Annotated in this window: 25 protein-coding genes; 13 read left to right on the top strand and 12 right to left on the bottom strand. The window is 66.0% G+C overall.

Annotated elements, in window-relative coordinates; translation table 11 throughout:
- The first annotated feature begins 49 nt into the window (after nucleotides 1–49).
- Nucleotides 50–1159, top strand: a complete 1110-nt coding sequence (locus tag IOC82_RS11110; RefSeq protein WP_290546259.1) for a carbohydrate ABC transporter permease — start codon at nucleotides 50–52, stop codon at nucleotides 1157–1159.
- On the top strand, nucleotides 1159–2028 hold the full coding sequence (locus IOC82_RS11115) for a carbohydrate ABC transporter permease (RefSeq protein ID WP_290546311.1): 870 nt from the start codon (nucleotides 1159–1161) through the stop codon (nucleotides 2026–2028). Before IOC82_RS11110 ends, IOC82_RS11115 begins: the two co-directional genes overlap by 1 nt.
- Nucleotides 2029–2034: 6 nt before the next feature.
- On the opposite strand, the gene IOC82_RS11120 is transcribed toward IOC82_RS11115, so the two are convergent.
- From IOC82_RS11120 to IOC82_RS11135, 4 genes are all read right to left on the bottom strand, one after another.
- Nucleotides 2035–2430: a carboxymuconolactone decarboxylase family protein gene (locus IOC82_RS11120; RefSeq protein WP_290546260.1), complete on the bottom strand. Its 396-nt coding sequence runs from the start codon at nucleotides 2428–2430 to the stop codon at nucleotides 2035–2037.
- On the bottom strand, nucleotides 2430–3245 hold the full coding sequence (locus IOC82_RS11125) for a cyclase family protein (protein ID WP_290546261.1): 816 nt from the start codon (nucleotides 3243–3245) through the stop codon (nucleotides 2430–2432). The genes IOC82_RS11120 and IOC82_RS11125 overlap by 1 nt, the downstream gene beginning before the upstream one ends.
- 124 nt (nucleotides 3246–3369) lie before the next feature.
- Nucleotides 3370–4851 carry an FGGY-family carbohydrate kinase gene (locus IOC82_RS11130; protein WP_290546262.1) on the bottom strand — a complete coding sequence of 494 codons (1482 nt, stop codon included), beginning with the start codon at nucleotides 4849–4851 and terminating at the stop codon, nucleotides 3370–3372.
- Nucleotides 4848–5945 carry a M42 family metallopeptidase gene (locus IOC82_RS11135; RefSeq protein WP_290546263.1) on the bottom strand — a complete coding sequence of 366 codons (1098 nt, stop codon included), beginning with the start codon at nucleotides 5943–5945 and terminating at the stop codon, nucleotides 4848–4850. The genes IOC82_RS11130 and IOC82_RS11135 overlap by 4 nt, the downstream gene beginning before the upstream one ends.
- A 77-nt stretch (nucleotides 5946–6022) precedes the next feature.
- On the opposite strand from IOC82_RS11135, the gene IOC82_RS11140 reads away from it, so the two are divergent.
- Nucleotides 6023–7021, top strand: coding sequence for a sugar phosphate isomerase/epimerase family protein (locus IOC82_RS11140; RefSeq protein ID WP_290546264.1), 999 nt, complete (start codon nucleotides 6023–6025; stop codon nucleotides 7019–7021).
- Nucleotides 7018–7872 (top strand): PfkB family carbohydrate kinase, encoded by an 855-nt coding sequence (locus IOC82_RS11145; protein ID WP_290546265.1) that lies wholly within the window; start codon nucleotides 7018–7020, stop codon nucleotides 7870–7872. The genes IOC82_RS11140 and IOC82_RS11145 overlap by 4 nt, the downstream gene beginning before the upstream one ends.
- Before the next feature lie 52 nt (nucleotides 7873–7924).
- On the opposite strand, the gene IOC82_RS11150 is transcribed toward IOC82_RS11145, so the two are convergent.
- The 4 genes from IOC82_RS11150 to IOC82_RS11165 are packed head-to-tail and all read right to left on the bottom strand — an operon-like array spanning nucleotide 7925 to nucleotide 11492.
- Nucleotides 7925–8377 carry an RbsD/FucU domain-containing protein gene (locus IOC82_RS11150; RefSeq protein WP_290546266.1) on the bottom strand — a complete coding sequence of 151 codons (453 nt, stop codon included), beginning with the start codon at nucleotides 8375–8377 and terminating at the stop codon, nucleotides 7925–7927.
- Nucleotides 8378–8392: 15 nt separating this feature from the next.
- Nucleotides 8393–9592, bottom strand: coding sequence for a 3-oxoadipyl-CoA thiolase (pcaF, locus tag IOC82_RS11155; protein WP_290546267.1), 1200 nt, complete (start codon nucleotides 9590–9592; stop codon nucleotides 8393–8395).
- Nucleotides 9593–9603: 11 nt separating this feature from the next.
- Nucleotides 9604–10737 (bottom strand): 3-hydroxyacyl-CoA dehydrogenase NAD-binding domain-containing protein, encoded by a 1134-nt coding sequence (locus tag IOC82_RS11160; RefSeq protein ID WP_290546268.1) that lies wholly within the window; start codon nucleotides 10735–10737, stop codon nucleotides 9604–9606.
- On the bottom strand, nucleotides 10734–11492 hold the full coding sequence (locus tag IOC82_RS11165) for an enoyl-CoA hydratase-related protein (protein ID WP_290546269.1): 759 nt from the start codon (nucleotides 11490–11492) through the stop codon (nucleotides 10734–10736). The genes IOC82_RS11160 and IOC82_RS11165 overlap by 4 nt, the downstream gene beginning before the upstream one ends.
- Before the next feature lie 112 nt (nucleotides 11493–11604).
- Between IOC82_RS11165 and IOC82_RS11170 the strand changes: the two genes are divergently transcribed.
- The 5 genes from IOC82_RS11170 to IOC82_RS11190 are packed head-to-tail and all read left to right on the top strand — an operon-like array spanning nucleotide 11605 to nucleotide 16705.
- Nucleotides 11605–13890, top strand: a complete 2286-nt coding sequence (locus IOC82_RS11170) for a bifunctional salicylyl-CoA 5-hydroxylase/oxidoreductase (protein ID WP_290546270.1) — start codon at nucleotides 11605–11607, stop codon at nucleotides 13888–13890.
- On the top strand, nucleotides 13887–14342 hold the full coding sequence (locus tag IOC82_RS11175; RefSeq protein ID WP_290546271.1) for a MarR family transcriptional regulator: 456 nt from the start codon (nucleotides 13887–13889) through the stop codon (nucleotides 14340–14342). Before IOC82_RS11170 ends, IOC82_RS11175 begins: the two co-directional genes overlap by 4 nt.
- A complete protein-coding gene (locus IOC82_RS11180; protein ID WP_290546272.1) occupies nucleotides 14339–15151 on the top strand; it encodes an enoyl-CoA hydratase family protein in 813 nt (270 codons plus the stop codon). The genes IOC82_RS11175 and IOC82_RS11180 overlap by 4 nt, the downstream gene beginning before the upstream one ends.
- A 1-nt stretch (nucleotide 15152) precedes the next feature.
- On the top strand, nucleotides 15153–16292 hold the full coding sequence (locus tag IOC82_RS11185) for an acyl-CoA dehydrogenase family protein (protein WP_290546273.1): 1140 nt from the start codon (nucleotides 15153–15155) through the stop codon (nucleotides 16290–16292).
- 2 nt (nucleotides 16293–16294) lie between these two features.
- The gene (locus IOC82_RS11190; RefSeq protein WP_290546274.1) at nucleotides 16295–16705 is read left to right on the top strand and encodes a RidA family protein; all 411 of its coding nucleotides are present in this window, start codon (nucleotides 16295–16297) and stop codon (nucleotides 16703–16705) included.
- 218 nt (nucleotides 16706–16923) lie between these two features.
- Here the strand turns inward: IOC82_RS11190 and IOC82_RS11195 are convergent, their stop codons facing one another.
- Together IOC82_RS11195 and IOC82_RS11200 are read right to left on the bottom strand one after the other, a co-directional pair.
- On the bottom strand, nucleotides 16924–17376 hold the full coding sequence (locus tag IOC82_RS11195) for a thioesterase family protein (RefSeq protein ID WP_290546275.1): 453 nt from the start codon (nucleotides 17374–17376) through the stop codon (nucleotides 16924–16926).
- Between the two features lie 79 nt (nucleotides 17377–17455).
- Nucleotides 17456–18043, bottom strand: a complete 588-nt coding sequence (locus tag IOC82_RS11200; RefSeq protein WP_290546312.1) for a VOC family protein — start codon at nucleotides 18041–18043, stop codon at nucleotides 17456–17458.
- Nucleotides 18044–18254: 211 nt separating this feature from the next.
- Here IOC82_RS11200 and IOC82_RS11205 point away from each other — a divergent pair, with 211 nt between their 5' ends.
- The 4 genes from IOC82_RS11205 (at nucleotide 18255) to IOC82_RS11220 (ending at nucleotide 22862) form a co-directional block, all read left to right on the top strand.
- Nucleotides 18255–19835, top strand: a complete 1581-nt coding sequence (locus tag IOC82_RS11205) for an NAD(P)/FAD-dependent oxidoreductase (RefSeq protein ID WP_290546276.1) — start codon at nucleotides 18255–18257, stop codon at nucleotides 19833–19835.
- A gap of 124 nt (nucleotides 19836–19959) precedes the next feature.
- Nucleotides 19960–20742, top strand: a complete 783-nt coding sequence (locus tag IOC82_RS11210; protein ID WP_290546277.1) for a cyclase family protein — start codon at nucleotides 19960–19962, stop codon at nucleotides 20740–20742.
- Between the two features lie 27 nt (nucleotides 20743–20769).
- Nucleotides 20770–22344, top strand: coding sequence for an NAD(P)/FAD-dependent oxidoreductase (locus tag IOC82_RS11215; protein WP_290546278.1), 1575 nt, complete (start codon nucleotides 20770–20772; stop codon nucleotides 22342–22344).
- Nucleotides 22341–22862, top strand: a complete 522-nt coding sequence (locus IOC82_RS11220) for a MarR family winged helix-turn-helix transcriptional regulator (protein WP_290546279.1) — start codon at nucleotides 22341–22343, stop codon at nucleotides 22860–22862. The genes IOC82_RS11215 and IOC82_RS11220 overlap by 4 nt, the downstream gene beginning before the upstream one ends.
- Before the next feature lie 4 nt (nucleotides 22863–22866).
- Here IOC82_RS11220 and IOC82_RS11225 read toward each other — a convergent pair whose 3' ends face one another.
- Both IOC82_RS11225 and IOC82_RS11230 read right to left on the bottom strand, forming a co-directional pair.
- Nucleotides 22867–24390: an indolepyruvate oxidoreductase subunit beta family protein gene (locus IOC82_RS11225; RefSeq protein WP_290546280.1), complete on the bottom strand. Its 1524-nt coding sequence runs from the start codon at nucleotides 24388–24390 to the stop codon at nucleotides 22867–22869.
- Nucleotides 24390–26552 carry an indolepyruvate ferredoxin oxidoreductase subunit alpha gene (locus tag IOC82_RS11230; RefSeq protein WP_290546281.1) on the bottom strand — a complete coding sequence of 721 codons (2163 nt, stop codon included), beginning with the start codon at nucleotides 26550–26552 and terminating at the stop codon, nucleotides 24390–24392. The genes IOC82_RS11225 and IOC82_RS11230 overlap by 1 nt, the downstream gene beginning before the upstream one ends.
- Between the last annotated feature and the right edge of the window lie 152 nt (nucleotides 26553–26704).

Here is a 26704-nt window from a genome sequence, read left to right on the forward strand (position 1 = left end):
CATGCTGCCGGCCCTTTTTCATTTCTCGGAAGGACCTTTTTTCCGCTCCATGACCTCTTCCGCCGCAGCCACGGGCCACGAGGCCGTCGCACAGCATGTCCCGCCCGGACGCCAACGGCTGGGGAGCCTGCTGATCCGCGGGGCGACGCTGCTGCTCTGTGCGATTGCGGCCGTGCAGCTTCTCTATGTGACGGGATATTTTTCCTGGGGCTTTTCCAACTGGCAGCCTGTGTTTCTGGCCTATATCGCGTGGAGTATCGCCTTCTGCTGGGGTTTGGTGCTGCGCGACGGGGAGGCAGGCTGGCGCGCCGTATTCGTGCTGCCCGCCGTGTTCTTCACGCTCGCCCTCGTCATCTTCCCCACATTTTTCGGATTCTACATCGCCTTCTCCGACTGGAACCTGCAATCGGCCGGCGGGCGCAGCTTCAACGGGCTGGCCAATTTCTGGCAGCTGATCGCCGATCCCTATTTCTGGAACGCGCTCGGCAACATGGTGTTCTATGTGGCGACCGTGATCGTGCAGTACGCGATCGCCTTCGGCCTTGCCATGCTGCTCAACGCCGACATCAAGGCGCAGAAGTTCTTCCGCGTCGCCTTCCTGCTGCCATTCATGCTCTCTCCCGTTGCGGTGAGCTGGATGATCGGCAAGTCGATGCTGGAATACCGCTTCGGCCCCGTCACCAACCTGCTGCGCTGGCTCGGCTGGGAACAGCCCACACTGCTGACCACGCCCTGGCTCGCCAAGACGACGATCGCGCTGATGGATGCCTGGGTGTGGATCCCCTTCATGATGATCATGATCCTGGCCGGCCTGCAGGCGCTCCCCAAGGACGTGCAGGAGGCGGCAAAAGTCGACGGCGCCACCGGCTGGCAGGGCTTCTGGCAGATCACATTCCCGCTGATGCTGCCGGTCTCGGTCACCACCATCGTGCTGCGCATCATCTTCCAGCTGAAGCTTGCCGACATCGTGATCAACACCACATCCGGCGGTCCGGGCGGGGCCACCGACACGATCTCGAGCTATATCTTCCGCGTCTACAAGGACCGCTCCAACGTCGGCTATGGCACGATGATCGCCGAGGTCTATCTGATCCTCATCATCATCTTCGTGGCGCTGCTGCTGAAGTTCACCAGCCGCTACATGCAGAGGGCAACGTGATGCCCCATGCCCTGAAGCGCATCCTCATCTATGCGGCGCTGATCCTGTGGACGATCATTGCGCTGTTCCCGATTTTCTGGACCTTCTCCACCACCTTCAAGGTGGCGAAAGACGTGCAGATGGGCAACATCATCCCCTGGGTGGACTACAAGCCCAACTGGCTGGGCCTGCGCGCCATCGGGCTTTCGCCCGACACGATCTTCACCGAGTCGACGCCCCGCGCCGAATTCATCAAGCGCTTCTGGAACTCGATCCAGGCCTCGGTGGGGGCTTCAATCCTGGCGCTGATCCTGGGCTCCATGGCGGCCTATGGCCTGAGCCGCTTCTCCTACCGCTGGAAGATCTGGAAGAACCGCGACATCTCGTTCTTCTTCCTCTCCCAGCTCATCCTGCCGCCCGTGGTCCTCGCGATGCCCTTCCTCGTGCTCTACAAGGAGCTCGCACTCCTCGACTCCATGGTGGGGCTGATCCTCATCTACACGCTGTCGGTGCTGCCCATCGTGATCTGGATCATGAAGGATCAGTTCGACACCATTCCGCAGGAGCTGGAACAGGCGGCCCTGGTCGACGGCTGCTCCACCTGGGGCGCCTTCTTCCGCATTATCCTGCCCATCGCATTGCCAGGCATGGTGGCGGCCTTCATCCTCTCCGTCATCCTGTGCTGGAACGAGTATTTCTTCGCCGCGCTGCTGACCTCGAGCTACGCCAAGACGCTGCCGGTGATGGTGGCGAGCCAGACGGGCTCCCAGGGCATCTCGTGGTGGTCGATGGCCGCACTGTCGTCCGCCGCCATCCTGCCGCTGATCGTCATCGGCGTGTTCCTCGAGCGCTACATCGTGAAAGGGCTGACCTCGGGGTCGGTGAAGTAGGCCGCCTTACGCCTTGAAGCGGCCGTCCGGTTCCACCTGCAGCGCATGGGCCAGCGCGTTGGTCTGGCTGGCCAGCGCCACCACGCGCAGGAGCTCCGCGTGCTGGCCCGGCGTCATGCCCCTGGCGCGTGCCGCTGCCGTGTGGGAGTGGACGCAGTAGCTGCAGCCATTGACGGTGGAGACCGCCACATAGATCAGCTCCTTCACCAGCGGGTCCAGCTCGCCCGGCGCCATTACCTCCTGCACGCGCTCCCAGGTGGATTTGAGAAGGGCCGGGTCATGCGCGAGCGCGCGCCAGAAATTGTTGACGTAATCCGTGTTGCGCCTCGCGCGGATGTCGTCGAAGACGGCGCGGGCTTCCGCCCCCACCGCCTCGTCGTCGAGCAAGGGAAGCGTTGCCATCAGAAGGCCGCCATCACGCGCGCCGGGCCACCGGTGCCACCGCGGTGCTTGGGCGCGCCCACGAAGATGGTGGCGCCCTTCACCGGCAGGAGATCAAGATTGGCGACATTCTCGATGCCATAGCGCCCGCCGGGCAGCCAGGTATTGTGCACGGCGAAATCCTGCGAGTTGCCGGGATCGAGCGACAGCGTGTCGACCGCGATGGCCGCGGCGCCGGCCTCCGCCAGGAGTTCCACCGCCTCCTTCGAGAAGCCGGGGAAGGCGAACTTGCCATCGGGCAGCGTGCGGTAGCTGGGGTCACCCACCCTGGCGGACCAGCCGGAATTCATGGCGACGCAGGCGCCCTTGGGGAGCGCGCCATTGGCCGAAACCCAGGCCTCGATATCCGCCTTGCTCACCATGGCGTTGGGATCCTCCTTCGCCTTGGCCTTGATGTCGACGATGCAGAGCGGGCAGACGAGGTTTTCCGGCGCGAGATCCGCAACCGATGTGCCATCGGCCGTGAAATGCAGCGGCGCATCGATGTGGGTGCCCGAATGCTCGAAGATGGTGAGCTTGAAGATGGTGTAGCCGTTGGTCTTGAAGTCCTCGACCTTCTCCATGGCGATGCCGGGCTTGCCATCGAAGGTGGGGAACTTGTCGTCGAAGGTGTGGGTGAGGTCGACGACCTTGCCCGAACTCTGCGCCAGCGTTTCCCGCGCGCTCACGGCGCTGGCGGCGAGTGCCGCAACCCCCGCCGCCGCCGAGCGCGCGAGGAAGGACCGGCGTGACTGGGCCTGCTGCCGCACGCCCTCGATGATACAGGCATTGCACATGGTGTTTCTCCGTTGATGGACCAAGATTAAACTAGGTCAGGACTGGGGCGGTGGCAACGGGTTCACGCCCCTCCCCTCCCATTCGTCATTCCAGCGAAAGCTGGGACGACGGAACATCGAGGCTTCAAAGAAACCCCTTCGTCGCCGGATAGAGACCGCGGAACACGGCGTGCTGGCGGTCGTACATGGCCTTGAGCTCCGGCCTGGGCGTGATCGACGAGGCCACGGGGTTCCAGTTCTCGATGTCCGCGGGCGTCACATCGCCCAGCGCCAGCGCCGCGAGGAAGGCGTCGCCGTATGACGCGCCGATGGTCTTCTGGCGCAGCACCTGGGTGCTGCCGGTGATGTCGGAGGTGGCTTGCCCCCACACGCGGTTCTTCGTGCCGCCGCCCACGGCATAGACAATCCGCGGAGCCTGGCCCGCTTCCGCATAGGTTTCGAATACATGGCGCGTGCCATGGGCGATGCCTTCGAGCACGGCGCGGAACATGTCGCCGCGATCATGCGTGAGGTCGAGACCGAAGAGGATGCCCCTGGCCTTCGTGTCATGGATGGGCGTGCGCTCGCCGGAGAAGTACGGCAGCAGCACGAGGCCCTTGGCGCCGGGGGGCGAGGCTTCCGCCTCTTTTGCCAGTTCGATCACCGCCGTCTCGCGCGGCAGGTCCTTTGCAAAATTGCCGCGGAACCAGTGGGTGAGCGTGCCGCTGGTCGAGAGGCCCGCCATGGAGCCATGCTGACCGGGGAACAGCCATGGCGCATACCACAGCCGCCCATCGCGCACGCGGCTCCCGGTGATGAGGATGATGAAGATGGTGGAGCCATACATCAGCATCAGGTCGCCAGCGTTGAGCACGCCGACGCTGACGGCCTCGGCTGCCGCATCGATGGTGCCGGCGATGACGGGCGTTCCCTCCGCGAGGCCGGTCTCGGCTGCGGCCCTGGTGGTGACGTGACCGGCGATTTCGGTGGTCCACATCAGCTCCGGCAGCTGCTCCATGGCGATGATGCCGGGGGCGAGTTCGCCGCTCCAGCCCTGCCTGTCGACCAGGTAGAAGGGGCTGAAATTGCCCGCCGAATAATGGTCGATGGTGTAGCGCCCGGTGAGGCGGTGAACGAGGAAGGAGCTGGAGTTGAGGATCTTGCGGGTCTTCGCGAAGACCTCCGGCCGGTTGCGCTTGAGCCACAGCATCTTGGGGCCGACGGCCTGAGAGGTGAGCGCGTTGCCGCAGCGTTCGAGGATGACGTCCGCGCCGATCTGGCGCGTAAGCTCTTCGATCTCCCGCGCGGCGCGCGTGTCGACGCCATAGAGCACGGCGTTCATCAGCGGGCTGCCCGCCTCATCGACCGGCAGCATGCAGGGGCCGATGCCGCTGGCGCCGATGCCGGCGACGGAAGAGGGCGCGATGCCGCTGTCAGCCAGCATCTTCCGCGTCACATGAACGAAATCGCCCCACCAGTCCTGCTCGGCGTCATGCTCGGCCCAGCCGGGCTGCGGCACCTGCATCCTGTGGGCGCGCGCCGCCTGCGCCACGATCTCGCCGGTGGCGGAGACGATGACGCCCTTGGTTTCGAAGGTGCCGATATCGACGCCGAGATAGTGTTTCATGCGATGTAATCGTCGCGGTCGAGCGAGAAGCGCGTGCCGATGCGCCGCAGCGCGGCGATGAGCAGCTTCGCCAGGCTTTCGAGGTCGGCGAGGTCGCAGACTTCGAGTGCAGAGTGCGTGTAGCGGGCGGGAAAGCCCATGTCGATCGCGGCCACGCCTTTGCCCACGAGCTGCACATAGGACGTCTCGGTCAAGGCGCCGATGTGGGCGGAGCGCTGCAGGGTGATGTTCTCCTGGTCCGCCGTCTGCTGGAACAGCTGCACGAGGGCGGGATGCGGGATGCAGCCGTTGAGCGTGCCGCGGCCGTGGAAGCTGAACATGCTCATCACCGGCCCGGCGCCAAGGCGCACGTCGCCGCGCTGGCCCATGTCCGGCGTATCGGTGGCGAGCGCCAGATCGAGCTGGATGCAGATATCAGGCTGCAGCACCTGGGCGGCCGTCACCGCGCCACGCAGGTTGAATTCCTCCAGCACCGAGAAGACGAGGTGCACCGTGGGCAGCACGTCCTTCGCGGCACGCGCCAGCTCCAGCAGCACGGCGCAGGCGGCGCGGTCATCGACCGAGGTGCCGCCGATGCGGCCACCCGCCAGTTCGACAAAGTTGGGCGCATAGACGATGGGTGTTCCGACATTGATGCCCGCTGCAAGCGCCTCCCCGGCACTGGCAAAGCCGCAGTCGATGTAGAGCTCCTGATAGGGCACCACGCGGTATTTCTCCTCCGGCGTGGTGGCGTGATGGCTCTTGTTGGCGATGATGCCAGGGAGCGTGCGCCCGCCGCCCACCGACAGAAGCACCTCCTGTGCCGCCAGCGCCCGCTCCGGCACGCCGCCCACCCGCTCGGCCCGGATGAGGCCCGAGGCCTCGATCTTGCGGACGATGAGGCCCAGCTGGTCCATGTGGGCGATGAGCATGACGGAGGGCAGGCTGGTATCGCCCTCGACGGTGGCGATGAGGTTGCCCAGCATGTCGGCGCGGGACTCGATGCCGAGCTTCGAGAGCTCGCCCCTGATGTAGCGCCTGACCGGGCCTTCGAAACCGGAGAGCCCGGGGATCATCATCAGCTCCCTGGTCCAGCGCTTGATCCGCTCCTGCATGGCTGCCACGTTCCCTTTCAATTCCTCGCCTGAATTGGTAACGGAAGGGCACACCCGCCGCAAGCCAAGAGGCCCCCGTGACTGCCGAGAAGACCCGCTTCGCCTATGCCACGAGGCTCAACGGCTTCAGGGCCGATGCCGCGTCGGTGTGGCCCGGCCGCAACCGCATCACCGCGCTGGACCTGATCGAGCGCGCCGCCACGGTGCCGGGGCTGTCCGCCGTGGACTTCAACTTTCCGGACCACCTCGAGGGAACCACCGCGAAGGACATCCGCGCCAAGCTGGACAGCCTGGGCATCAGTCTCAATGGCTTCGCCATGCGTTACTACTCCGACCCCGGATTCAAGAAGGGGGCGCTGACCCACCCCGACAAGGCGCTGCGGGCCAAGGCGCTGGACCTGACGCTGCGCGGGCTCGATGCGCTGGCGGAAGCCGGCGGCGGCCTGATGACGCTGTGGCTGGGCCAGGACGGCTTCGACTATGCGTTCCAGGCCGATTACCTGCGCCTGTGGGACGAGACTGCGGAGGCACTTTCGGCGATCGCCGCGCATAACCCGGCCATCGACATTTCCATCGAATACAAGCCCAACGAGCCGCGCGCCTTCTCGCTGCTGCCCGATGTCGCCACCACGCTGCTCATGGTGTCCGACGTGGGGGCAAAGAACATGGGCGTGACGCTCGACTTCGCCCATGTGCTTTATGCCGGCGAGATGCCGGCCTATGCAGCGGCGCTGATCCACCGGCGCAGCCGGTTGCTGGGCGTGCACCTCAATGACGGCTATGCCAAGCGCGACGATGGCCTTGTGGCCGGCAGCGTGCATGTGATCCAGACGCTGGAGCTGCTCTATACGCTGGAAAAGCTCGGCTATCGCAATGCCATCTATTTCGACACCTTCCCCGATGCGGTGGGGCTCGACCCGGTGGCCGAATGCTCGGCCAACATCTCCGCCGTCGAAGGCATGTGCCGCGTGCTCGACCGCCTGCGCGGCAATGCAGCGCTCGATCAAGCAATTGCGGCGCAGGACGCGGTGGCGAGCCAGCGCATCCTGCAGTCGGCCTTGTATGGTGGCGCATGATCGACGTCGCCGTCGCCGGCAGCCTGCACCTCGACATCATGGTGGCGGCCCCGCGCCTGCCGGGGCGTGACGAGACGCTGATCGGATCGTCGTGGCATTACAAATGCGGCGGCAAGGGCGGCAACCAGGCGGTGGCCGCGGCGCGCTTCGGCGCACGGACAGCGTTTGGCGGCCAGACAGGCGCGGATGATTTCGGCGAGCGCCTGCGGGCCAACCTGGTGGCGGCGGGGGTGGACATCGCGCATGTCGGCATCGATGCCGCGCAAGGCAGCGGCATGAGCGTCGCCATCAGCGAGGCGGGTGGCGAATATGGCGCGGTGGTGGTGTCTGGCGCCAATCTCACCATCGATGCCGGCAGCGTGGCGGCGCGATGGGCGCCGCTGTGGGACGCGAAGGTGCTGCTGCTGCAAAACGAAATCCCGGAGCCGGTGAGCCTTGCCGCGGCACAGGCGGTGAAGGCAAGGGGCGGACGCGTGGTGCTCAACGCCGCGCCGGCGCGAAAAATGTCCGCGGCGTTCCTCGCCCTTGCCGATGTGCTGGTGGTGAACCGCGTCGAGGCCGCCATGCTGTCGGGCGCTGAGGACTTGGCGCAGGCGCTCGCCTTGCTGCATGCGCCCAGCCGCGACGTGGTGCTGACGCGCGGCGGCGACGGGTTGATGCTGATGACGCGCGATGGGTCTCGCGTGGATGTCCCCGCCCTGCCCGTCAAACTGGTTTCCAGCCATGGCGCGGGTGACTGCTTCTGCGGCGCTTTGGCCGCGCGGCTGGCGGCGGGGGACGGGATCGAGGCTGCTTGCAGGTTTGCAACAGAGGCGGCAGGCCGGTTCGTGTCGGCGGTGCAATCACCCTAGGCCCGTTTCGTCTTCTCCCGCTTCTTCAGCGGCAGAGGACACTCAGGGCTTCTCATCTTCCGTCGAAAATCACGCCCATGGTGAACAGGAAGCAGCCGTAGGGGCGGAACTCGCTGGTGCGCACCACGCAAAAACCCTTCTTGGCGGCTTCGTAGAAGGCGAAGCGCTCCAGCGCCTCCATGCCAACGTCGCGGCCTTCCGCGTCCTTCGCGATCTGGTGGACTTCCGCCTGCATCGGCAGCAGCTTCTCCGGATCGCCCACCACCTGCATGCGCGAGACGGGATCGGGGATGAAGTCGTCGAGCGGCATCACCGAGAGGATGGCGCGGGCGGCCTGCGGAATATCAAGGCCGGGCAGTTCGATGAGCTTGCCGGTGGAGGTATGCCGCGCCACGTCATGGGCGGGGAAGTTCCGGTCCACCAGCACCAGGCGCTCGGCATGGCCCATGGAGGCGAGGCACCACAGGAGATCGGGGCTGAGGGTGGACGGAATATTCCTGAGCATGCGCCATGGTGCCGTTCAAACCCGGGCGAGCGCAAGCGAAATTCCCTGCCCCACGCCCACGCACATGGTGGCAAGCGCCAGCTTGTGCCCACCGAGGCTCAGGTCCAGCGCCGCCGTGCCGGCAAGCCGCGCGCCCGACATGCCGAGCGGGTGGCCCAGTGCTATGGCCCCGCCATTGGGGTTCACATGCGGCGCATCATCGGCAAGGCCGAGCTGGCGTTGCACCGCGAGCGCCTGCGCGGCGAAAGCCTCGTTGAGCTCAATGACGCCGAACCGATCGGCCTTGAGGCCGAGACGCGCGCAGAGCTTCTGCGTGGCGGGCACCGGCCCCAGCCCCATGATGCGCGGCGCAAGGCCCGCTGTGGCCGCACCCAGGATGCGCGCCAGCGGCTGCAGACCATGACGCTTCACCGCTGCTTCCGAGGCGATGATGAGCGCGGCCGCGCCGTCATTGACGCCCGAGGCATTGCCCGCCGTCACGCTGCCGCCTTGCCGGAAGGGTGTTGGAAGCTTTGCCAGGGACTCGAGGCTGGTGGCGCGCGGGTGCTCGTCCTTGTCGAAGATGACCGGGTCGCCCTTGCGCTGCGGGACGGTGACCGGCGTGATCTCGCGGGCGAAGCGGCCATTGCCTTGTGCGGCCAGCGCGCGCGTCTGCGAACGGAGTGCGAAGGCATCCTGATCGGCGCGCGAGATGGCGCAGCCGGCGGCGACGTTCTCCGCCGTCTCGGGCATGGAGTCGATGCCGTATTGCGCCTTGATCACGGGATTGACGAAGCGCCAGCCGATGGTTGTGTCATGGATCTCGGCATGGCGCGAGAAGGCCTCGGTGGCTTTGGGCATCACGAAGGGTGCGCGCGACATGGATTCGACACCGCCCGCGATGGCGAGATCGATCTCGCCAGCCTTGATGGCGCGCGCGGCCATGGCGACAGCGTCCATGCCGGAGCCGCAGAGTCTATTGACGGTGACGCCAGGCACGCTCTCGGGCAGGCCCGACAGCAGCACCGCCATGCGCGCCACGTTGCGATTGTCCTCGCCTGCCTGGTTGGCGCAGCCGAGGATCACCTCGTCCACCGCCGTCCAGTCGAGCGAGGCGTGCTTCTGAATCAGCGCCTTGATGGAGATCGCCGCGAGGTCATCCGTGCGCACCGAGGACAGCGCGCCGCCGAAGCGGCCGATGGGTGTGCGCAGGTAATCGCAGATGAAGGCGTCCATGAAATGTCCTTTCAGCCGCCGATGCGTGGCGCGAGCGCGGGGCTTGGCGTGTAGCGGCCCTTGAGATGTGCAGGCGCGGCGGACTCGCATGCGGTGAGCGTTGAGAGGATTGCGGCGGCCCCGTGACTGCGGGCCGACTCGAAGGGGCCGCGCGGGAAGTTGAGGCCGAGCTTCAAGGCCGTGTCGATGTCGTCCGGTGCGAGACCGCTCTCCTGCGCGAGGAAGGCCGCCTCGTTGGCGAGCGCCGCCTCGATGCGGCGCGCGATCGCCTGCCAGTCGGCAGGCGCTTCACCGGGCGTTGCGGGGTGGAGAAAGCCCCGGCCGGACTTGCGGCCGAGATGGCCCTGCTCCACCTGTTTCACGAGCGCGTCGAAGACGTGGTAGCGCGGGTGGCCAGCCATCGCCGCCGACAGCCCGCGCGTGGCGGCGAGGTTGATGTCGGCGCCGATCAGGTCGATGAGGCTGAAGGGGCCCAGCCTGTATCCCGCCTTCAGCATGGCGGAATCGATGCCGGAGGCGGAGCGCCCTTCCTCCAGCATCGCCAGCGCCTCGCCATAGTAAGGCCTGGCACAGCGGTTGACGATGAAGCCCGGCGTATCGCGGCAGGCAATCACCGTCTTGCCGGCGGCTTGCGTAAGGCTGCGCGCCAGTTCGGTGGCTTCATCCGATGCGCCCTGCGGCACGGCGAGCTCGACGAGCTTCATGACAGGCGCGGGATTGAAGAAGTGCAATCCGATGCCGCGCGCCGGACGGGCGAGCCTGGCCATGATAGCGGCGACGGAAAGGGAGGAGGTGTTCGTGGCCAGCACTGTCTCCGCTGACACATGGCGCTCCACCTCGGCGAACAGCGCCTGCTTGACGGCAAGGTCTTCCACCACCGCCTCGATCACCAGCCGCGCCTTGCTCAGTTCAGCCATGTCATCCGTGACGGTGAGGTTGCCGAGCGTCGCATCTCGCTCTGCCTCGGGCAGCTTGCCAGCCTTCACCCGCGCATCAAGCGACTGTGCAAGCCGGTCCTTCGCGGACTCGCGCGCGGCTGCAACGGCGTCGAATGCGATCACCCGGCGCCCGGCCTCAGCATAGAGCTGGGCGATGCCGAGACCCATGGTGCCCAGGCCCAGCACGGCGATGACGGGCTTGGTCATTGACTCTTGAACTCCGGCTTGCGCTTCTCGCGGAACGCGGCGATGCCTTCTGTCTTGTCGGCGCTGTCGAGAAGCTTTTCGAACAGCGTGCGCTCCAGCGTGAGGGCCGCGGGGTTATCATCGCCATTAACCAGCGCGCGCTTGGCGGCCTGCAGCGCCAGCGGCGCGCGGGTTGCGAGTTTGGCCGCCAGCTTCTCACCCTCGGGGATGGCCGAACCTTCGCTCTTCCACGCCGCGATGCCCCAGGCCTCCGCCGTGGCGGCATCGATGATCTCGCCCGTCAGCACCATGCGGCTGGCGCGCGCCCGGCCGGCGAGCGACATGAGGCGCTGGCCGCCGCCGGCACCCGGAATGAGGCCAAGGTTGGTTTCCGGCAGGCCGAAGCGCGCCGTCTCGCCGGCGATGACCAGGTCCGACATGAGGGCGAGCTCGAAGCCGCCGCCCAGGGCGAAGCCATCGACGGCAGCGATCAGCGGCTTGCGGAAGCCGCGGATCGTCTGCCAGTGCGCCTTGCGCGGGTCAGCCGCACCTTCCGCACGGGTCTTGTGCTCGATTTCGCCGATGTCCGCCCCGGCGGCGAAGTTGCCCTCCGCCCCGCAGAGCAGCACGGCGCGGCAGGAGGCGTTCGCCGCCGCCCCCATCAGCGCCGCGGCGAGCTGGCTCAACAGTTCCGTGTTCAGCGCATTGCGGGCGGCGGGGCGGTTGAGCGTCAGCTTCAGCCAGCCTTCATGGCGGTCGATCAGCAGGTCATCCATGCCCGCATGATGCCCGCGCGTGGAGAAATTTCAAGTTCGAATATTTTGAACTTGAAATACTACCGGCGCCATGCCAGCCTCCCAATGCCCTGCAGTCCCGGGAGATTTTCGCATGCGCATTCTGTGTCTCGGCGGCGGCCCCGCCGGCCTTTATTTCGCGATCTCGATGAAGCTGCGCGACCCGGCGCATCAGGTGACGGTGCTGGAGCGGAACCGCGCCAATGACACTTTCGGCTGGGGCGTCGTCCTCTCCGACGATGCCCTCTCCCGCATGCAGAAGAACGACCCCAAGAGCACCGGCGCCATCCGCAGCCATTTCGCCTATTGGGATGACATCGCGGTGGTGCACAACGGCCAGCGCACCGTCTCCGGCGGCCACGGCTTCGCCGGCATTGGCCGCAAGCAGATGCTGATCCTGCTGCAGGCGCGGGCCCGCGAGCTGGGCGTCGACCTGCAATTCCAGACCGAGTTCAAGTCGGCGGCGGAATACGCCAAGGACCATGACCTGGTGGTCGCCTGCGACGGCATCAACTCGCTGGTGCGCACGGAATTCGCCGAGGTGTTCAAGCCCGATATCGACATGCGGCTGTGCAAGTTCATCTGGCTCGGCACGCACCAGAAATTCGACGATGCTTTCACCTTCATCTTCGAGCAAACCGCGCACGGCTGGGTCTGGGCGCATGTCTACCAGTTCGATGCCGATACCGCGACCTTCATCGTCGAATGCCTGCCCGGGACGTGGAGCCGCTGGGGCTTCGCGGAGATGTCGAAGGAAGAGACCGTCGCCACCTGCGAGACGATCTTCGCCAAGCACTTAGGCGGCCATGCGCTGATGTCGAATGCCGCGCACCTGCGCGGTTCCGCGGTGTGGATGCAGTTCCCGCGCGTTATCTGCGAGCGCTGGTATCACAACAATGTCGTGCTGATGGGCGATGCGGCGGCGACGGGGCATTTCTCCATCGGCTCCGGATCGCGTCTCGCCTTCGACAGCGCGATTGCGCTGGCGGACTACCTGCACTCGGAACCCACGATGGAGCAGGCCTTCCAGCGCTATCAGGACGAGCGGCGCGTCGAGGTGCTGCGCTTGCAGTCCGCCGCGCGCAACAGCCTCGAATGGTTCGAGCAGGTGGAGCGCTACCTCGATCTGCCGCCCTTGCAATTCGCCTATTCGCTGCTGACGCGAAGCCAGCGCATCAGCCACGAGAACCTGCGCCTGCGCGACCCGCAGTGGCTGCGCGCGGCGGAGGACTGGTTCCAGGAACAGGCCGGTGGTAGCAAGGGCCGTGCGCCGATGTTCGCGCCCTTCCGGCTGCGCAACATGCAGCTCAAGAACCGCCTCGTCGTCTCGCCCATGGCGCAATACAAGGCCGTGGATGGCTGCCCCACCGACTGGCACTTCGTGCATTACGCCGAGCGCGCCAAGGGCGGCGCCGGTCTGGTCTATACCGAGATGGCCTGCGTGTCGCCTGAGGGCCGCATCACGCCCGGCTGCCCCGGGCTTTATGCGCCGGAGCATGAGGCGCAGTGGTCGCGTCTCGCCGATTTCGTGCATGCCGAGACCACGGCGAAGATCTGCTGCCAGATCGGCCATGCGGGCCGCAAGGCCTCGGTGCAGGCGCCGTGGGAGGATGACGAGATGCCGCTGGTGACGGGCGGCTGGGAGACGATCGCCCCGTCCGCCATCGCCTGGTCGCCGAAACACAAGGCGCCGCGCGAGATGACGCGCGCCGACATGGATAAGGTGACGGCGCAGTTCGTGGCGGCGACAGAAATGGCGAAGCGCGCGGGCTTCGACATGGTGGAACTCCACGCCGCACACGGCTACCTGATCTCAAGCTTCATCTCGCCCACGTCGAACCGCCGCACGGATGAATATGGCGGCAGCCTCGAGAACCGCATGCGCTGGCCGCTCGAGGTGTTCCGCGCCATGCGCAAGGCGTGGGGCGAGGCTAGCCCCATGTCGGTGCGCATCTCCGCCAATGACTGGGTGGGGGCCGACGGCATCACGCCGGGCGATGCCGTGGAGGTGGCCAAGCTGTTCCACGCGGCGGGGGCGGACATCATCGATGTTTCCGCCGGCCAGACCAGCATCGCGGCAAAGCCCGTCTATGGCCGCATGTTCCAGACGCCGTTCAGCGACCGCATCCGCAACGAGGCTGACATTGCCACCATGGCGGTGGGCAACATCACCGAGGCCGACCAGGTGAACTCCATCCTGCTCGCTGGCCGCGCCGATCTCGTCTGCCTCGCCCGCCCGCATCTGGCGGACCCCTACTGGACGCTGCATGCGGCGGTTCAGATGGGGGACGAGGCGAGCGAGTGGCCAGCCCCCTATCGCGCCGGGCGCGACCAGGCCTTCCGCCTGCGCGGGAAATCTGCTGAGGCGATCCGCGTATGAACGCACCCGATACGGATCCGCTCTCCAAGCGCCGCCTGAAGATGTGGATCAGGCTCTTGGGCGTCGCACGCGCCGCAGAGAGCAGCCTTCGCGAATATCTCCGCGTCGAGCACGGCACCACGCTGCCGCGCTTCGACGTGATGGCGGCCCTTTATCGCCGCCGCGACGGCGCCACCATGTCGGAGCTGAGCCGCATGCTGCTTGTCTCCAACGGCAATGCCACGGCGGTGGTGGACCGGCTGGAGAAGGACGGGCTGGTGCGCCGCACGGCCTCCGAAACCGACCGCCGCACCGTCCATGTGGCGCTGACACCCGAAGGCCTGCGCCAGTTCGAGCGGCTCGCGGCGGACCACGAGCGCGAGATCAACACGCTGTTTGCCGGCCTGAGCGACAGTGACGTCGAGCAGGTCACCGCGCTGCTGAAGCGCATGAGCAAGGGAGACAAGCCATGACGACGCTTGCCGCTTATCAGCCGCAGCATTTCCTGTGGGAGGTGACGGATCGCGTCGCCACCATCCGCCTCAACCGCCCGGACCGCAAGAACCCGCTCACCTTCGAAAGCTATGCCGAGCTGCGCGATACCTTCCGCAGCCTCGCCTCTGCCGAGGACGTGGACGTCGTGGTTTTCGCCTCCAATGGCGGCAACTTCTGTTCCGGCGGCGACGTGCATGACATTATCGGGCCGCTGATCGGCCTCGACATGAAGGGCCTGCTCGCCTTCACGCGTATGACGGGTGATCTGGTCAAGGCGATGATCTCCTGCGGCAAGCCGATCATCGCAGCGGTTGATGGCGTGTGCGTGGGCGCGGGCGCCATCGTCGCCATGGCCTCCGACCTGCGCCTTGCGACGCCGGAGGCCAAGGCGGCCTTCCTCTTCACCCGCGTGGGCCTTGCCGGCTGCGACATGGGCGCCTGCGCCATTCTCCCGCGCATCATCGGCCAGGGCCGCGCCGCGGAACTGCTCTATACCGGCCGCGTGATGACGGCGGCGGAGGGCGAGCGCTGGGGCTTCTGGAACGCGCTGCATGATGCGGCGTCACTGGAGGCGGAAGCAATGAAGCTCGCGCGCGCCATCGCCGCGGGCCCCACCTTCGCGCATGGCATGACCAAGACGCAGCTGAACCAGGAATGGAACATGGGGCTGGAACAGGCGATCGAGGCGGAGGCCCAGGCGCAGGCCATCTGCATGCAGACGAAGGATTTCGGGCGCGCCTACCGGGCTTTCGTGGCCAGGCAGAAACCCGTGTTCGAGGGGAACTGACATGGGTGACACCAGCTATCTCGACTGGCCCTTCTTCGAGCCGCGCCACCGGGCTCTGGCGGTGGAGCTCCATGGCTGGTGCAAGGAACACCTGACGGGACATCATGCCGATGTGGATGCAGCCTGCCGCTCGCATGTGAGGAAGCTCGGCGCTTCGGGCTGGCTCAAATACACGGGCGCTGGCGATGGCGAAAAGCTCGACGTGCGCACGCTGTGCCTGATCCGCGAGATCATCGCGCAATATGACGGGCTCGCTGAATTCTCATTCGCCATGCAGGGCCTCGGCATGGGAGCGGTGACGCTGTTCGGCACGCCCGAGCAGAAGCAGTGGCTGGCCCGCACGCGCAGCGGCGAAGCCATCGCCGGCTTCGCCATCACCGAGCCCGAAGCGGGCTCCGATGCGGCGGCAACGAAGATGACGGCCACCCGCGTGCAGGGCGGCTTCGTGCTGAACGGCGAGAAGACCTATATTTCCAACGGCGGCATCGCCGATGTCTATGCCGTCTTCGCCCGCACCGGCGAGGCGCCCGGCGCCAAGGGGCTCTCGGCGTTTCTGGTGCCCGCCGACACGAAGGGCCTCACGGTGGCCGGGCGCATCGACGTGATGGCGCCGCATCCCCTCGCCCTGCTGAACTTCGAAAATGTCGAAATCCCCGAGGGCGCGCTCATCGGCAAGCCGGGGGATGGATTCAAGATCGCCATGTCGGTGCTCGACGTCTTCCGCTCCACCGTGGGCGCCGCCGCTGTCGGCTTCGCGCGCCGCGCGCTGGATGAAACGCTGGCGCGGGTGAAGGCGCGCAAGGTGGGTGGGGCACCACTCGCCGAGCTTCAGATGGTGCAGGGCCACATTGCCGACATGGCGCTCGACATCGATGCCTCGGCATTGCTCGTCTACCGCGCCGCCTGGACCAAAGACATGGGGCAACCGCGCATCACGCGCGAGGCCTCCATGGCCAAGCTCAATGCGACGGAGGCCGCTCAGCGCGTCATCGACATGGCGGTGCAGCTCCATGGTGGCGATGGCGTGAAGCACGGCGCCGTGGTCGAGCGTCTCTACCGTGAAATCCGCGCGTTGCGCATCTATGAGGGGGCGAGCGACGTGCAGCGCGTGATCATCGCCCGCGCCGTGCTGGGAGGCTGAGCATGACCGGATCGCCGCATGAATTCCTCCACCCGCGCGACTGGAAGCCGGCGCTGGGCTATGCCAATGGTGTCGCCGCCTCGGGCCGCATGATCTTCTGCGGCGGCCTCATCGGCTGGAATGCCCAGCAGGAATTCGAGTCCGACGACTTCATCGACCAGGTGGCGCAGACGCTGAGGAACATCGTGGCAGTCTTGGCGGAGGCGGGCGCCGGGCCGGAGCACATCGTGCGACTCACCTGGTATGTGACCGACAAGCAGGAATATCTGGCGCGGCTGAAGGAGCTGGGCCGCGTCTACCGCGAGATCATCGGCAAGCACTTCCCCGCCATGGCGCTGGTGCAGGTGGCGGCGCTCGTCGAGGACCGCGCCAAGGTGGAGATCGAGGCAACGGCGGTGGTCCCGCAGGCCTAGCCGCATGTTCCGATGAGATGGAATCATCTCATCGGAACATGCGCCAGATCAAAAGCTTGAGCATGATCTTATCGCAAAAGTGGTTCCACTTTTGCGGATCATGCTCTAGAGCATCGTGCGAGCAAGTGGAATCGCTTGCGAAGCGAAAGATGCTCCAGAGTCAAAAGCTGGCGCAACTTTACGCCCTCAAGTGCGAATGCACTTGAGGGCCCGTTGCGCTAGCCGCGCTTCACCGGCTGGTGCGGATTGGCGTCTTCGTCCTTCGGCAGAAAGCTCATCAGCTTGGCGCGCACATCGTCGGGCCAGCTCATCGACGTGTGCTTGTCCAGCCAGCTGGCGGCCAGAACCTGATTGACCGTCCAACGCAATTCATCGCCGCACCAGATTTCATGGTCGAGCGCCACCGAGGAGCGGCCCACCTTTTTCACCGTGACGCGGAAGGTGAGCTTGTCGCCGAAGAAGGAGGGCTTGGAGAAATTGCAGGTGAGGTGCACCGTGGGCGTGCCCCAGCGCTCCTTCCAGATGATCTCGTGCCAGGGATAGCCGATCCAGGTCCAGAACTCCTCCACCACGCCGTTGAGCAGGTTGAGATAGGACGGGTAATAGGCGGTGCCCGAGATATCGCAGTCGCCGAAGCGGAGCATGCGGTCGGTGGTGAAGCTGACAGCCATGGCGGGGTCCCGAATGTGAAGAGCCGGGCATGCTGCCATGCCCAGCCCGACTGTAACATGGGCTATCGTAAACGCCAGCTTACTTGGCCGGGTCCTTCGGCGACCACAGCACCGGGCCACCGTCTTTCTCATAGGCCATACCGCTGGGATAGGTGATGGCCTCGAGCTGCAGGCCCCAGGGCGACTGGAAATAAAGGATGGCCTGTCCGGCGGCGGGCCCCTGGTCCACCGGCAGCGGACCCAGACGCGTGGCGACACCCTTCTCGTCGAGGAAGGCCTTCGCCGCCTTGATGTCATCGACATAGAAGGCGATGTGGAAGGCGCCGATGTCGCTGTTCTTCTGGTTCAGCGTGCGCTGGTCTGGCGCCTTGTACTTGAACAGCTCGATGTTGGAGCCGAAGCCGCAGCGCATCATGGTGATCTGCTCGATGACGGCCTTGGAGTCGACGCCCAAGAGGTCGGTCATGAAGGTGCCCTTGTCATCGGCGAAGGGGCCGAAGGACATGGCCTTCTGGCAGCCGAGGATGTCGCTGAAGAAAGTGACGGCCTGGTCCATGTCAGGCACGGTGATGCCGGTGTGGTCATGCCCGCGCATGCCGGGCATGGCAGCGTGGGCGGCAGAGAGGCTCAGCAGCAGCGCAGAGGCTGCCAGCAGGGCGCGCTTCATCATGGGTGGTTCCTCCAATCGGTGGCCGGCCGGCTTATCTGCAGGCTCGCCGGCAATTCGGACACAAAACATCCATTTGCACAAGATTGATTCTGCAATAACCTGAATTATGTGCAGTGCAATATGGCGTTTCCATGCACTTGCACGAAATTTCGGATTGACCCTCCAGGCCCGCTGTTGGAAGCTTCGCGCAAAGGACGGAGCATCCGGCATGGCGACTTCCACATTCGATGCGGCGATCATCGGCGCGGGCCATAATGGGCTGTCCGCCGCGATCCACCTCGCCAAGCGCGGATGGCATGTCGGCGTCTTCGAGGCGAAGGCGGAGGCCGGCGGTGCGGTGAAGACGCGTGAGGTGACGCTGCCCGGTTTCCGGCACGACCTCGCCGCCATGAATCTCTCGATGTTTGCGGGCTCGCCCTTCCTGCGCGAGCATGGCGAGGGGCTTGGCCGCCACGGCCTCGCCTTTGCGCCTGCCGCGCATTGCTTCGCCTCGGTATTCCCGGACCGCACATGGTTCGGCGTGTCGAAGGACGCTCGCCTCACCATGGCGCGGCTCAATGCGCTGGACCCGGGCGATGCGGAGGCCTGGGACGCGATGATGCAGCGCTTCGGCAAGGACGCGCCGCATATCTTCGGGCTGCTCGGCAATGTCATGCCCTCCTGGGCCATGGCAAAGCTGATCTACAAGGCCTGGCGCGAGAACGGCACGGCCTGGACGCTGGACATGCTGCGCTTCCTCACCATGTCAACGCGCAGCTGGGCCGACATGCATTTCCGCAATGACAAGGTGAAGGCAACGCTCGCCGCCTGGGGCCTGCATCTCGACTTTCCGCCGGATGTTTCGGGCGGTGCGCTGTTTCCCTATCTCGAGTCGATGACCAACCAGGCCTTCGGCATGGCGATCGGCCAAGGCGGAGCCGGCATGATGATCCGTGCGCTGACGGGTTATCTGAAGGAGCTGGGTGGCGAGCTTCACCTCGATGCGCCGGTGGCGGAGGTCATCCAATCCGCCGGCAGCGCCAGCGGCATCAGGCTCGCCAATGGCCGGACCATCACGGCGCGCCGGGCGGTGATTGCCAATGTCACGCCGCACGTGCTGTTCGGCAAGCTGCTGCCCAATGGCACGGGCAAGCCTGCGGTGGACGCCAAGTTCAAGGCCTTCCGCCCCGGTCCCGGCACCATGATGGTGCACCTCGCCATGGACGGGCTGCCGGACTGGGCGGCGGGAGCCGAACTCAAGGACTTCGCCTATGTCCACATCGCGCCCGGCTTCGCCTACATGAACCGTGCCTATGGGGAGGCGATGGACGGGTTGCTGCCGGAGAAGCCCGTGCTGGTCGTGGGCCAGCCGACCGCTGTCGATAAATCCCGCGCGCCCGCGGGCAAGCATATCCTCTGGGTCCAGGTGCGCGTGCTGCCGAAGCTCGTGAAGGGCGATGCGGCGGGCCTCATCAAGGGCACGCAGTGGGCCGCAATCAAGGAGGCTTACGCCGACCGCGTTGTCTCCATCATCGAGGACTTTGCGCCGGGCACGCGGGCGAAGATCCTCGGCAGTGCGGTGTTCTCACCGGATGATCTCGAAGACGAAAATCCCTGCCTCGCTGGCGGCGACAATCTCTCGGGCAGCCACCAGCTGGACCAGAATTTTCTGTTCCGCCCCGTGGCCGGTTACTCGCGCTACAAGATGCCGCTGGAGCGCCTCTACATGTGCGGCGCCGCCACCTGGCCGGGGGCCGGCACGGGGGCGGGCTCGGGCTATCTGCTGGCCAAGATGCTGGGCGGCGGCTGATCTGTGCCCGCGCATGGATCATGTTGTTGCGATTGCGAAAACGCGAGGCCTCGGGCCCGTCCCGATGCTTGCGTTTTCATGGGAATGAAATAGCTTCCGGCCATCAACCAACGAGGAAAAGCCCATGTCCAACCCCGTCACCGAACTTGCTTCCGCGCTGCTGTCGGGCCGCGTCGAGGTGGTCGATCTCACCGCCGTGCTCGGCCCCGAGACGCCGCTGATCAAGCTGCCGCCGCAGATTGGCCTCAACACGCCGCAGGTCGAAATCCACACCATTTCGCATTATGACGACAAGGGTCCCTTCTGGGCCTGGAACTGGCTGAAGCTGGGCGAGCATTCGGGCACGCATTTCGATGCGCCGCAGCACTGGATCACCGGCAAGGACTATCCGGATGGCGCCACCGACACGATCCCCGCGCGGAACTTCGTCGGCCCCGTCAACGTCATCGACTGCAGCGCCGAAGTGGCGAAGAACCCCGACTTCCTCTTGACCGTCGATCACATCAAGGCCTGGGAAGCCAAGCACGGCGAGATCGAGAAGGGCTCCTGGGTCGTGATGCGCACCGACTGGTATAAGCGCAATGGCAGCGAGAAGGACTTCCTCAACGCCGACGAGACCGGCCCGCACTCGCCGGGGCCGACGGCCGAGGCGATCCAGTACCTGATCGACAAGGGCATCATGGGCTGGGGCTCCGAGACGGTGGGCACCGATGCGGGCTCCGCTGGCGGCATGACCCCGCCCTTCCCCGCCCATAATCTGATGCACAAGAACAACCGCTACGGCCTCGCCTCGCTGTGCAACCTTGACAAGCTGCCGGCCAAGGGGGCCGTCATCATTGCCGCACCCTTGAAGATCAAGCATGGCACGGGCAGCCCGCTGCGCGTTCTGGCGCTGGTGGGCAAGTAAGACGCAAGGCAAGAGAAGGAACGCGGCATGGCCGACTATGTGATCGCCGGCAGCGGCATCAACGCGCTCGTCGCCGCGTCCCTTCTCGCTCTCAAGGGCCGCAAGGTTCTGGTGCTGGAACGCAATGCCGTGACGGGCGGCTGCATGCGCACGGAAGAGGCGACGGCGCCCGGCTTCACGCATGACGTGATGGCGACGACCTTCGTGCTGTTCCTGCTGTCGCCGGCCTATGCCGCACTCGGCAAGGAGCTGGAGAAGCGCGGGCTTTCCTTCGCGCATCCGGACATCCCCACGGGCGTGCTCCGCCCGGATGGTTCGCACCTCGTGCTGACGCGCGACCGGGCAAAGAACATCGCGGCCTTCAACGCCCTGGCCGAGGGCGATGGCGCGCAATATGCCGCCGACATGGATGCGCTGGGCGCCAATGCGCCCTTCCTCTTCGCGCTGCTGGGCGGCAAGCTGTGGTCCTGGGACATGGCGAAACTGGTGGCGCGCGAGGCGTGGAAGCGCGGGCCGGCTGGACTTTCCGCCTTCTTCGGCGCGGCGCTGATCCCGGCGCGGCGCTGGCTGCAGCCCTATTACAAGTCCGACCGCTTCCACGCGCTGATGGCGCCCTGGGTGCTGCATTGCGGGCTGGGGCCCGAGAGCACCTATTCCGGCCAGATGGCCAAGGTAATCGCCTTCGCGCTGGAAGCCGCGGGCGCGCCCATCGTCAAGGGCGGTGCGCGGACTATCATCACGGCTTTCGAGCAGCTGATCCGCGACCATGGCGGCGAGATCCGCACCGGAGCCGACGTGGCGGAGGTGACTGTCGACGAGGCGGGCCGCGCCACCGGCGTGGTGCTGGCTTCGGGGGAGCGCATCGCGGCAGCCGAGGGCGTGATCTGCTCCATGACGCCCAACCAGCTCTATGGACGCTTGCTGAAGAACTGGCCCGGCGCCGCCCCACAGCGCGAGGAGACGCGCGGCTTCGTCTATGGCAAGGGCAACATGCAGATCCACTACGCGCTGAAGGCGCCCCCGCAGTGGAAAGACCCGGAGCTTGCGAAGGTGGCGCTGCTGCATCTCACCCCCGGCCTCGACGGCGTGTCCAAGGCGGTGAACGAGGCGGAGCGCGGCATGCTGCCGGCGGAACCAACCATCTGCCTCGGCCAGCCGGCAAGCTTCGACCCCTCGCGCGCGCCCGCAGGCCGGGCAATCCTGTGGCTGCAGCTGCCCGAATGCCCCCGCCACATCAAGGGCGATGCCACAGGCGAGATTGCGGCTCCCGCCGACGGCCGCTGGACGGAAGCTGTGCGCGAGGCCTATGCGGACCGCATCGAGGCGATCCTTGCCCGGCATATTCCCGATTTCAAATCACTGGTGCTGGCCCGGCGCTGCTATTCGCCCGCCGATCTCGAGGCGATGAACGTCAATCTCGTGGGCGGCGATCCCTATGGCGGGGCCTGCACCATCGACCAGTTCTTCCTGTGGCGGCCGCTGCGCGGGCTCAAGAACCATGAGACCCCGGTGAAGCGCCTGTGGCAGATCGGCGCTTCCACGCATCCGGGCCCCGGCCTTGGTGGAGGCTCCGGTTTCCTGCTGGCCTCGTCGCTGAAATGACGCGCGACCTCGCCTTCCTCAGCGGCGTGCTGCACCGCGAGGCAGATGGCGACACCTCGCTCCCGTCGCTGGCCGAGATTGGGCTCAATTACTTCGTGCCCTATCTCATCAACCGCATTGCGGCGACATGGAATGCCGGTCTTGCGGGGGAGCTCCGCAAGTTCGGCCTCACCACGCCGCAGATGCGGGCACTCGCGGTGCTCGGCATCAATTCCGGCCTTACCATCAACGAGCTCTCGACGCTGACGGTCACCGAGCAGTCCACCATGAGCCGAACGCTCGATACGCTCGAGGCCCGTGGCTTCGTCGGCCGCCGCCCGCGGGCGAGCGACCTGCGCGTGCGCGAAATCGAGATCACCGCGGCGGGCCGGGAGGCCTTCGATGCCTTCTGGCCGGTGATGTTCCAGCACTACGATCAAATGTTCCGCGGCATCGGCGAGGAGGAGTTCTCGCAGCTTGTGGCGACATTGCAGAAAGTGCTGCGGAATATCAGGCTGTCTGGCGAGACCGAGGGGTGACGTCTTAAAGCTCGCGCAGCGTTTTCAGCGCGCCGTCGAGCGCGTCGCCGTTCTCGTCCTTCAGCGCCGCGGAGATCAGCCGGTCCATCCATGCGCCGCCGTCAGCGCGGGCTTCGAGCAGCGGCGCGGCTGACAGCACGCGGTCGAACTTCGAAAGCCCGCGGGCATGGGTGTCGGAATAGCCCTTGATGAGGCGGCGCGCTGCGAGGATGGCGCGGGCGAGGCCGTAATTGTTAGGCAGCGTGCGCGTGGCGAGACCGAGCCAGGCTTCCATGTGGCGCATCTCAGCCTCGTGGCGCAGCAGCTTGCGGCGGAAGCGGCGCAGGCCCGCCACAATGTGAAACTGCAGGAAGCCCCGGACGGAATGCGTGCGGATGCGCCGGTCGCGGTTCACCAGCCAGTCGATGCGGGCCATCCAGGCGCGACTCGCCATAACTTTACGGCCCCATGCCGCAGGCAGCAGGCTCACCACCTCATCGCCGCGCGGATGCACGAATTCGGTGAGTTGCAGCGGGTCCTCCCCCGCCTTCATCTCGGTGGCGATGCGCGCGAAGCGGGCGGAGCGGATCTTGAGGTCGGCCACGCCGATCACGTCGTCATAGGCCATGGCATTGGCGACATGCTTCGCCGCGGCGGCGGTGAAAGCGAAGCCATGGGCTTCGCCGCCCTGAGCCCCATCGAGGCCACGCAGTGCTTCCAGCCGCGACAGATATTCATCGCCATAGGCGAGGTCCTGATAGTCGATGCAACGCTTGAGGCCGGCGAGCGCCGCCGTCTGCGCCGGCGCCGGCAGTGCACGGACGCGGGCGAGGCGCCGGTCGAGTTCGGCTGCGCCCAGCGTGTCCGGGATTCCCTGCACCTTCTTGCGTGAGATGCGCGCCTCCGGCAGTTCGTTCACCGTCGCGCGTGCGAAGCCCTCGGCAAAGCCCTTGAGCGAGGCCTTCACGCCGCGCCCGCCTTCCGAGATCACCGCCTCGAAACTCGCCCGGCCGAAGGGCAGCGCACCGGAACCTGCCAGCGCGCCAAATAGGGGTGCGGAGATCACTGTGCCTGACTCACGCGCCGCCTCGTCCTTGTCGAAGGCGATGACGCGCCGCGCCGCGATGCCGGCGGCGGCATTCACCGCCTGCGGGTCGGCAATCGACTCGCCGGGCTTTTCCTTTTCCGCCACGGCATAGGCGCGGTGGGTGGAGGTGATGAGCAGTGTCCGATCCGGCGTGACGAGGCCGCGCAGGATGGAGCGGCCAGCCTCCATCAGCTCCGCCGCGATGACGATATCGACATCGCCCGGTGACGGCATCAGCGCCAGCACGGGCGCGCGGCCATCCTTCGGCGGCAGCATCTCGATGTAATAGAGCGTGGCGCCGGTGCGCTGGGCGACGCCGGGCACGGAGGTCGACTGGGCGTGCCAGCCATTGGCCTCCGCCACCGAGACGATCCAGTCCGACAGCACGCCGCCGCCCTGGCCGCCCATGGCGAGAATGGCGATCGTCAGCGGTTTGTCGCGCGGGATCGAGGCGTCGAACATCAGGCCTCAACCCGCGCGAAGAGGTGGCGGCCACGCTCACGCCGGCGCTGCAGGAAGGAGATGACATTGGCACGCAGCTTCGCCTTGAAGCGCACCCAGCCGCTCGCATTGCGCAGCACGTCTGCGCGGTAGAAGGACGGGCAGAGGATCGCGGCCTCCGCCACCTCGCCGCAATTGCCGCAGGCCACACAGCTGTTGTCGATCGCCGCCACCGGGTCATCACGCAGCGGATCGTCGAGCTGCTTGACCGACAGCGACGGGCAGCCGGACAGCCTGATGCAGGCATGGTCGCCGGTGCAGATGTCCTCGTCCACGCCGAAGCGCTGGCGGACAACGGGTTCGCCGCCCTGCTCCGCCTTGTCGATCAGAGGCTTCACCCGGCGCTGCTTGTTGAGCATGCATTCGGAGGAGGCGACGATGATCTTCGGCCCCGGCTCCTCCGTGGTCAGCGCCTCGCGCAGGGTGTCGCGCATCTTTGCCACATCATAGGTGTGGTCGATCTGGCGCACCCATTTGGCGCCGACACCCTTCACGGCATCGACGATGGAATTGTTGGTCGCCCGCTTCTTATTTTCGGCGCGGGATGACAGAATGTCCTGCCCGCCGGTGGCGGAGGAATAGTAGTTGTCGACGATCAGCATGACGCCGTCATGCTTGTTGAACACGGCATTGCCGACGGAGGACGACAGCCCATTGTGCCAGAAGCCGCCGTCACCCATCACCGAGATGACACGCTTGCCGGCCTTGACGTTGAAGGCGGAGGCCGCTGCGGGGCCAAGGCCGTAGCCCATCGTCGTGGCGCCGATGTTGAAGGGCGGCAGGATGGAGAAGAGGTGGCAGCCGATATCGGCCGAGACATGGTGGGCGCCCAGTTCCTTCTCGACCAACTTCATCGCCGCGAAGATCGGCCGTTCCGGGCAGCCGGTGCAGAAACCCGGCGGGCGCGGCGGCACCACATTCGCCAGCGCCTGGACTTCCTGGCTGCCGAGAACGGGCGACGCGTCGGGCAGCGGCGGACGGTTGCCGAGAAGGCGCGGCGCGTGCTTCTCCAGAAAGCCCATGAGGCCCTTCTGCATCACGGCCGCGGTGTATTCGCCGGCCATGGGGAATACATCCTTGCCCGAGATGCGCGTGTTCATGTCCCGCCTTCTCAGCAACGTGTTCAGCGCCTGTTCGATGAATTCGGGCTGGCCCTCCTCCACCACCACGACCGCCGGCTTGCCCGCGCAGAACGAGACGACCTCTTCATCCACCAGCGGATAGGTGACGTTGAGCACATAGAGGGGCACGCGGGTATTGCCATAGGCGTCCGAAAGGCCCAGCTGCTGGAGCGCGCGGATCACGCCATTGTACATGCCGCCCTGCAGGATGATGCCGACATCGGCCTCGGCAGGCCCGAAGAATTCGTTGAGCTTCTGCTCGCGGATGAAGTTCACCGCGGCAGGCCAGCGCTTCTCGATCTTCAGCTTCTCGTGGATGAAGGAGGCCGGCGGCAGCACGATGCGGTTGACGTCGCGCACCGGGTTCTCCAGCGCCTGCTTCAACGTATAGGCGGGCCTCTTGTTATCCTTCGTCTTGAACCGGCCATGCACGTGGCAGCCGCGGATGCGCACCTCGACCATCACCGGCGTGTTGGAGGCCTCCGACAATTCGAAGGCCTTCTCCACCATGTGCACCATGGTGGGAAGATCTGGCCGCGGGTCCATCAGCCAGATCTGCGACTTCATCGCATAGGCGTGGCTGCGCTCCTGCATGATCGAGGAGCCTTCGCCGTAATCCTCGCCGATGATGATGACCGCGCCGCCATTCACACCGCCCGAGGCGAGGTTGGACAGTGCATCGCTTGCGACGTTGGTGCCGGCCGTCGACTTCCACGTCACCGCCCCACGGATCGGATACATGACGGAAGCCGAGAGCATGGCGGCGGCGGTGGCTTCCGACGCCGAGGATTCGAAATGGACGCCGAGTTCCGCCATATAGTCCGAGGCATCGGCCAGCACGTCCATCAGATGCGAGATCGGCGAGCCCTGGTAGCCGCCCACATAGGAGACACCCGACTGCAGCAGCGCCTTGGTGATGGCGAGAATGCCCTCGCCGCGGAATTCCTGGCCGTCACCCAGCCGCAGATCCTCCACCTCACGCGCAAAAGACCGTTCCGCCATCTTCCGCTTTGCCCCGAATTACATTCGAATGCATGTATTCTGGTGTTGACGGCCGGCTTCCGGCAGCCTGCCGCAACCCCGGAATACTGACCTTACTTGGCCTGTTTATCAAGCAGTATCGAAATTCTTGTGCAGCGCATCATGACTTCTAT

Origin of the sequence: Aestuariivirga sp., from assembly GCF_020252395.1 — a bacterium.
In the GTDB taxonomy this organism is placed as follows: Bacteria; Pseudomonadota; Alphaproteobacteria; order Rhizobiales; family Aestuariivirgaceae; genus Aestuariivirga.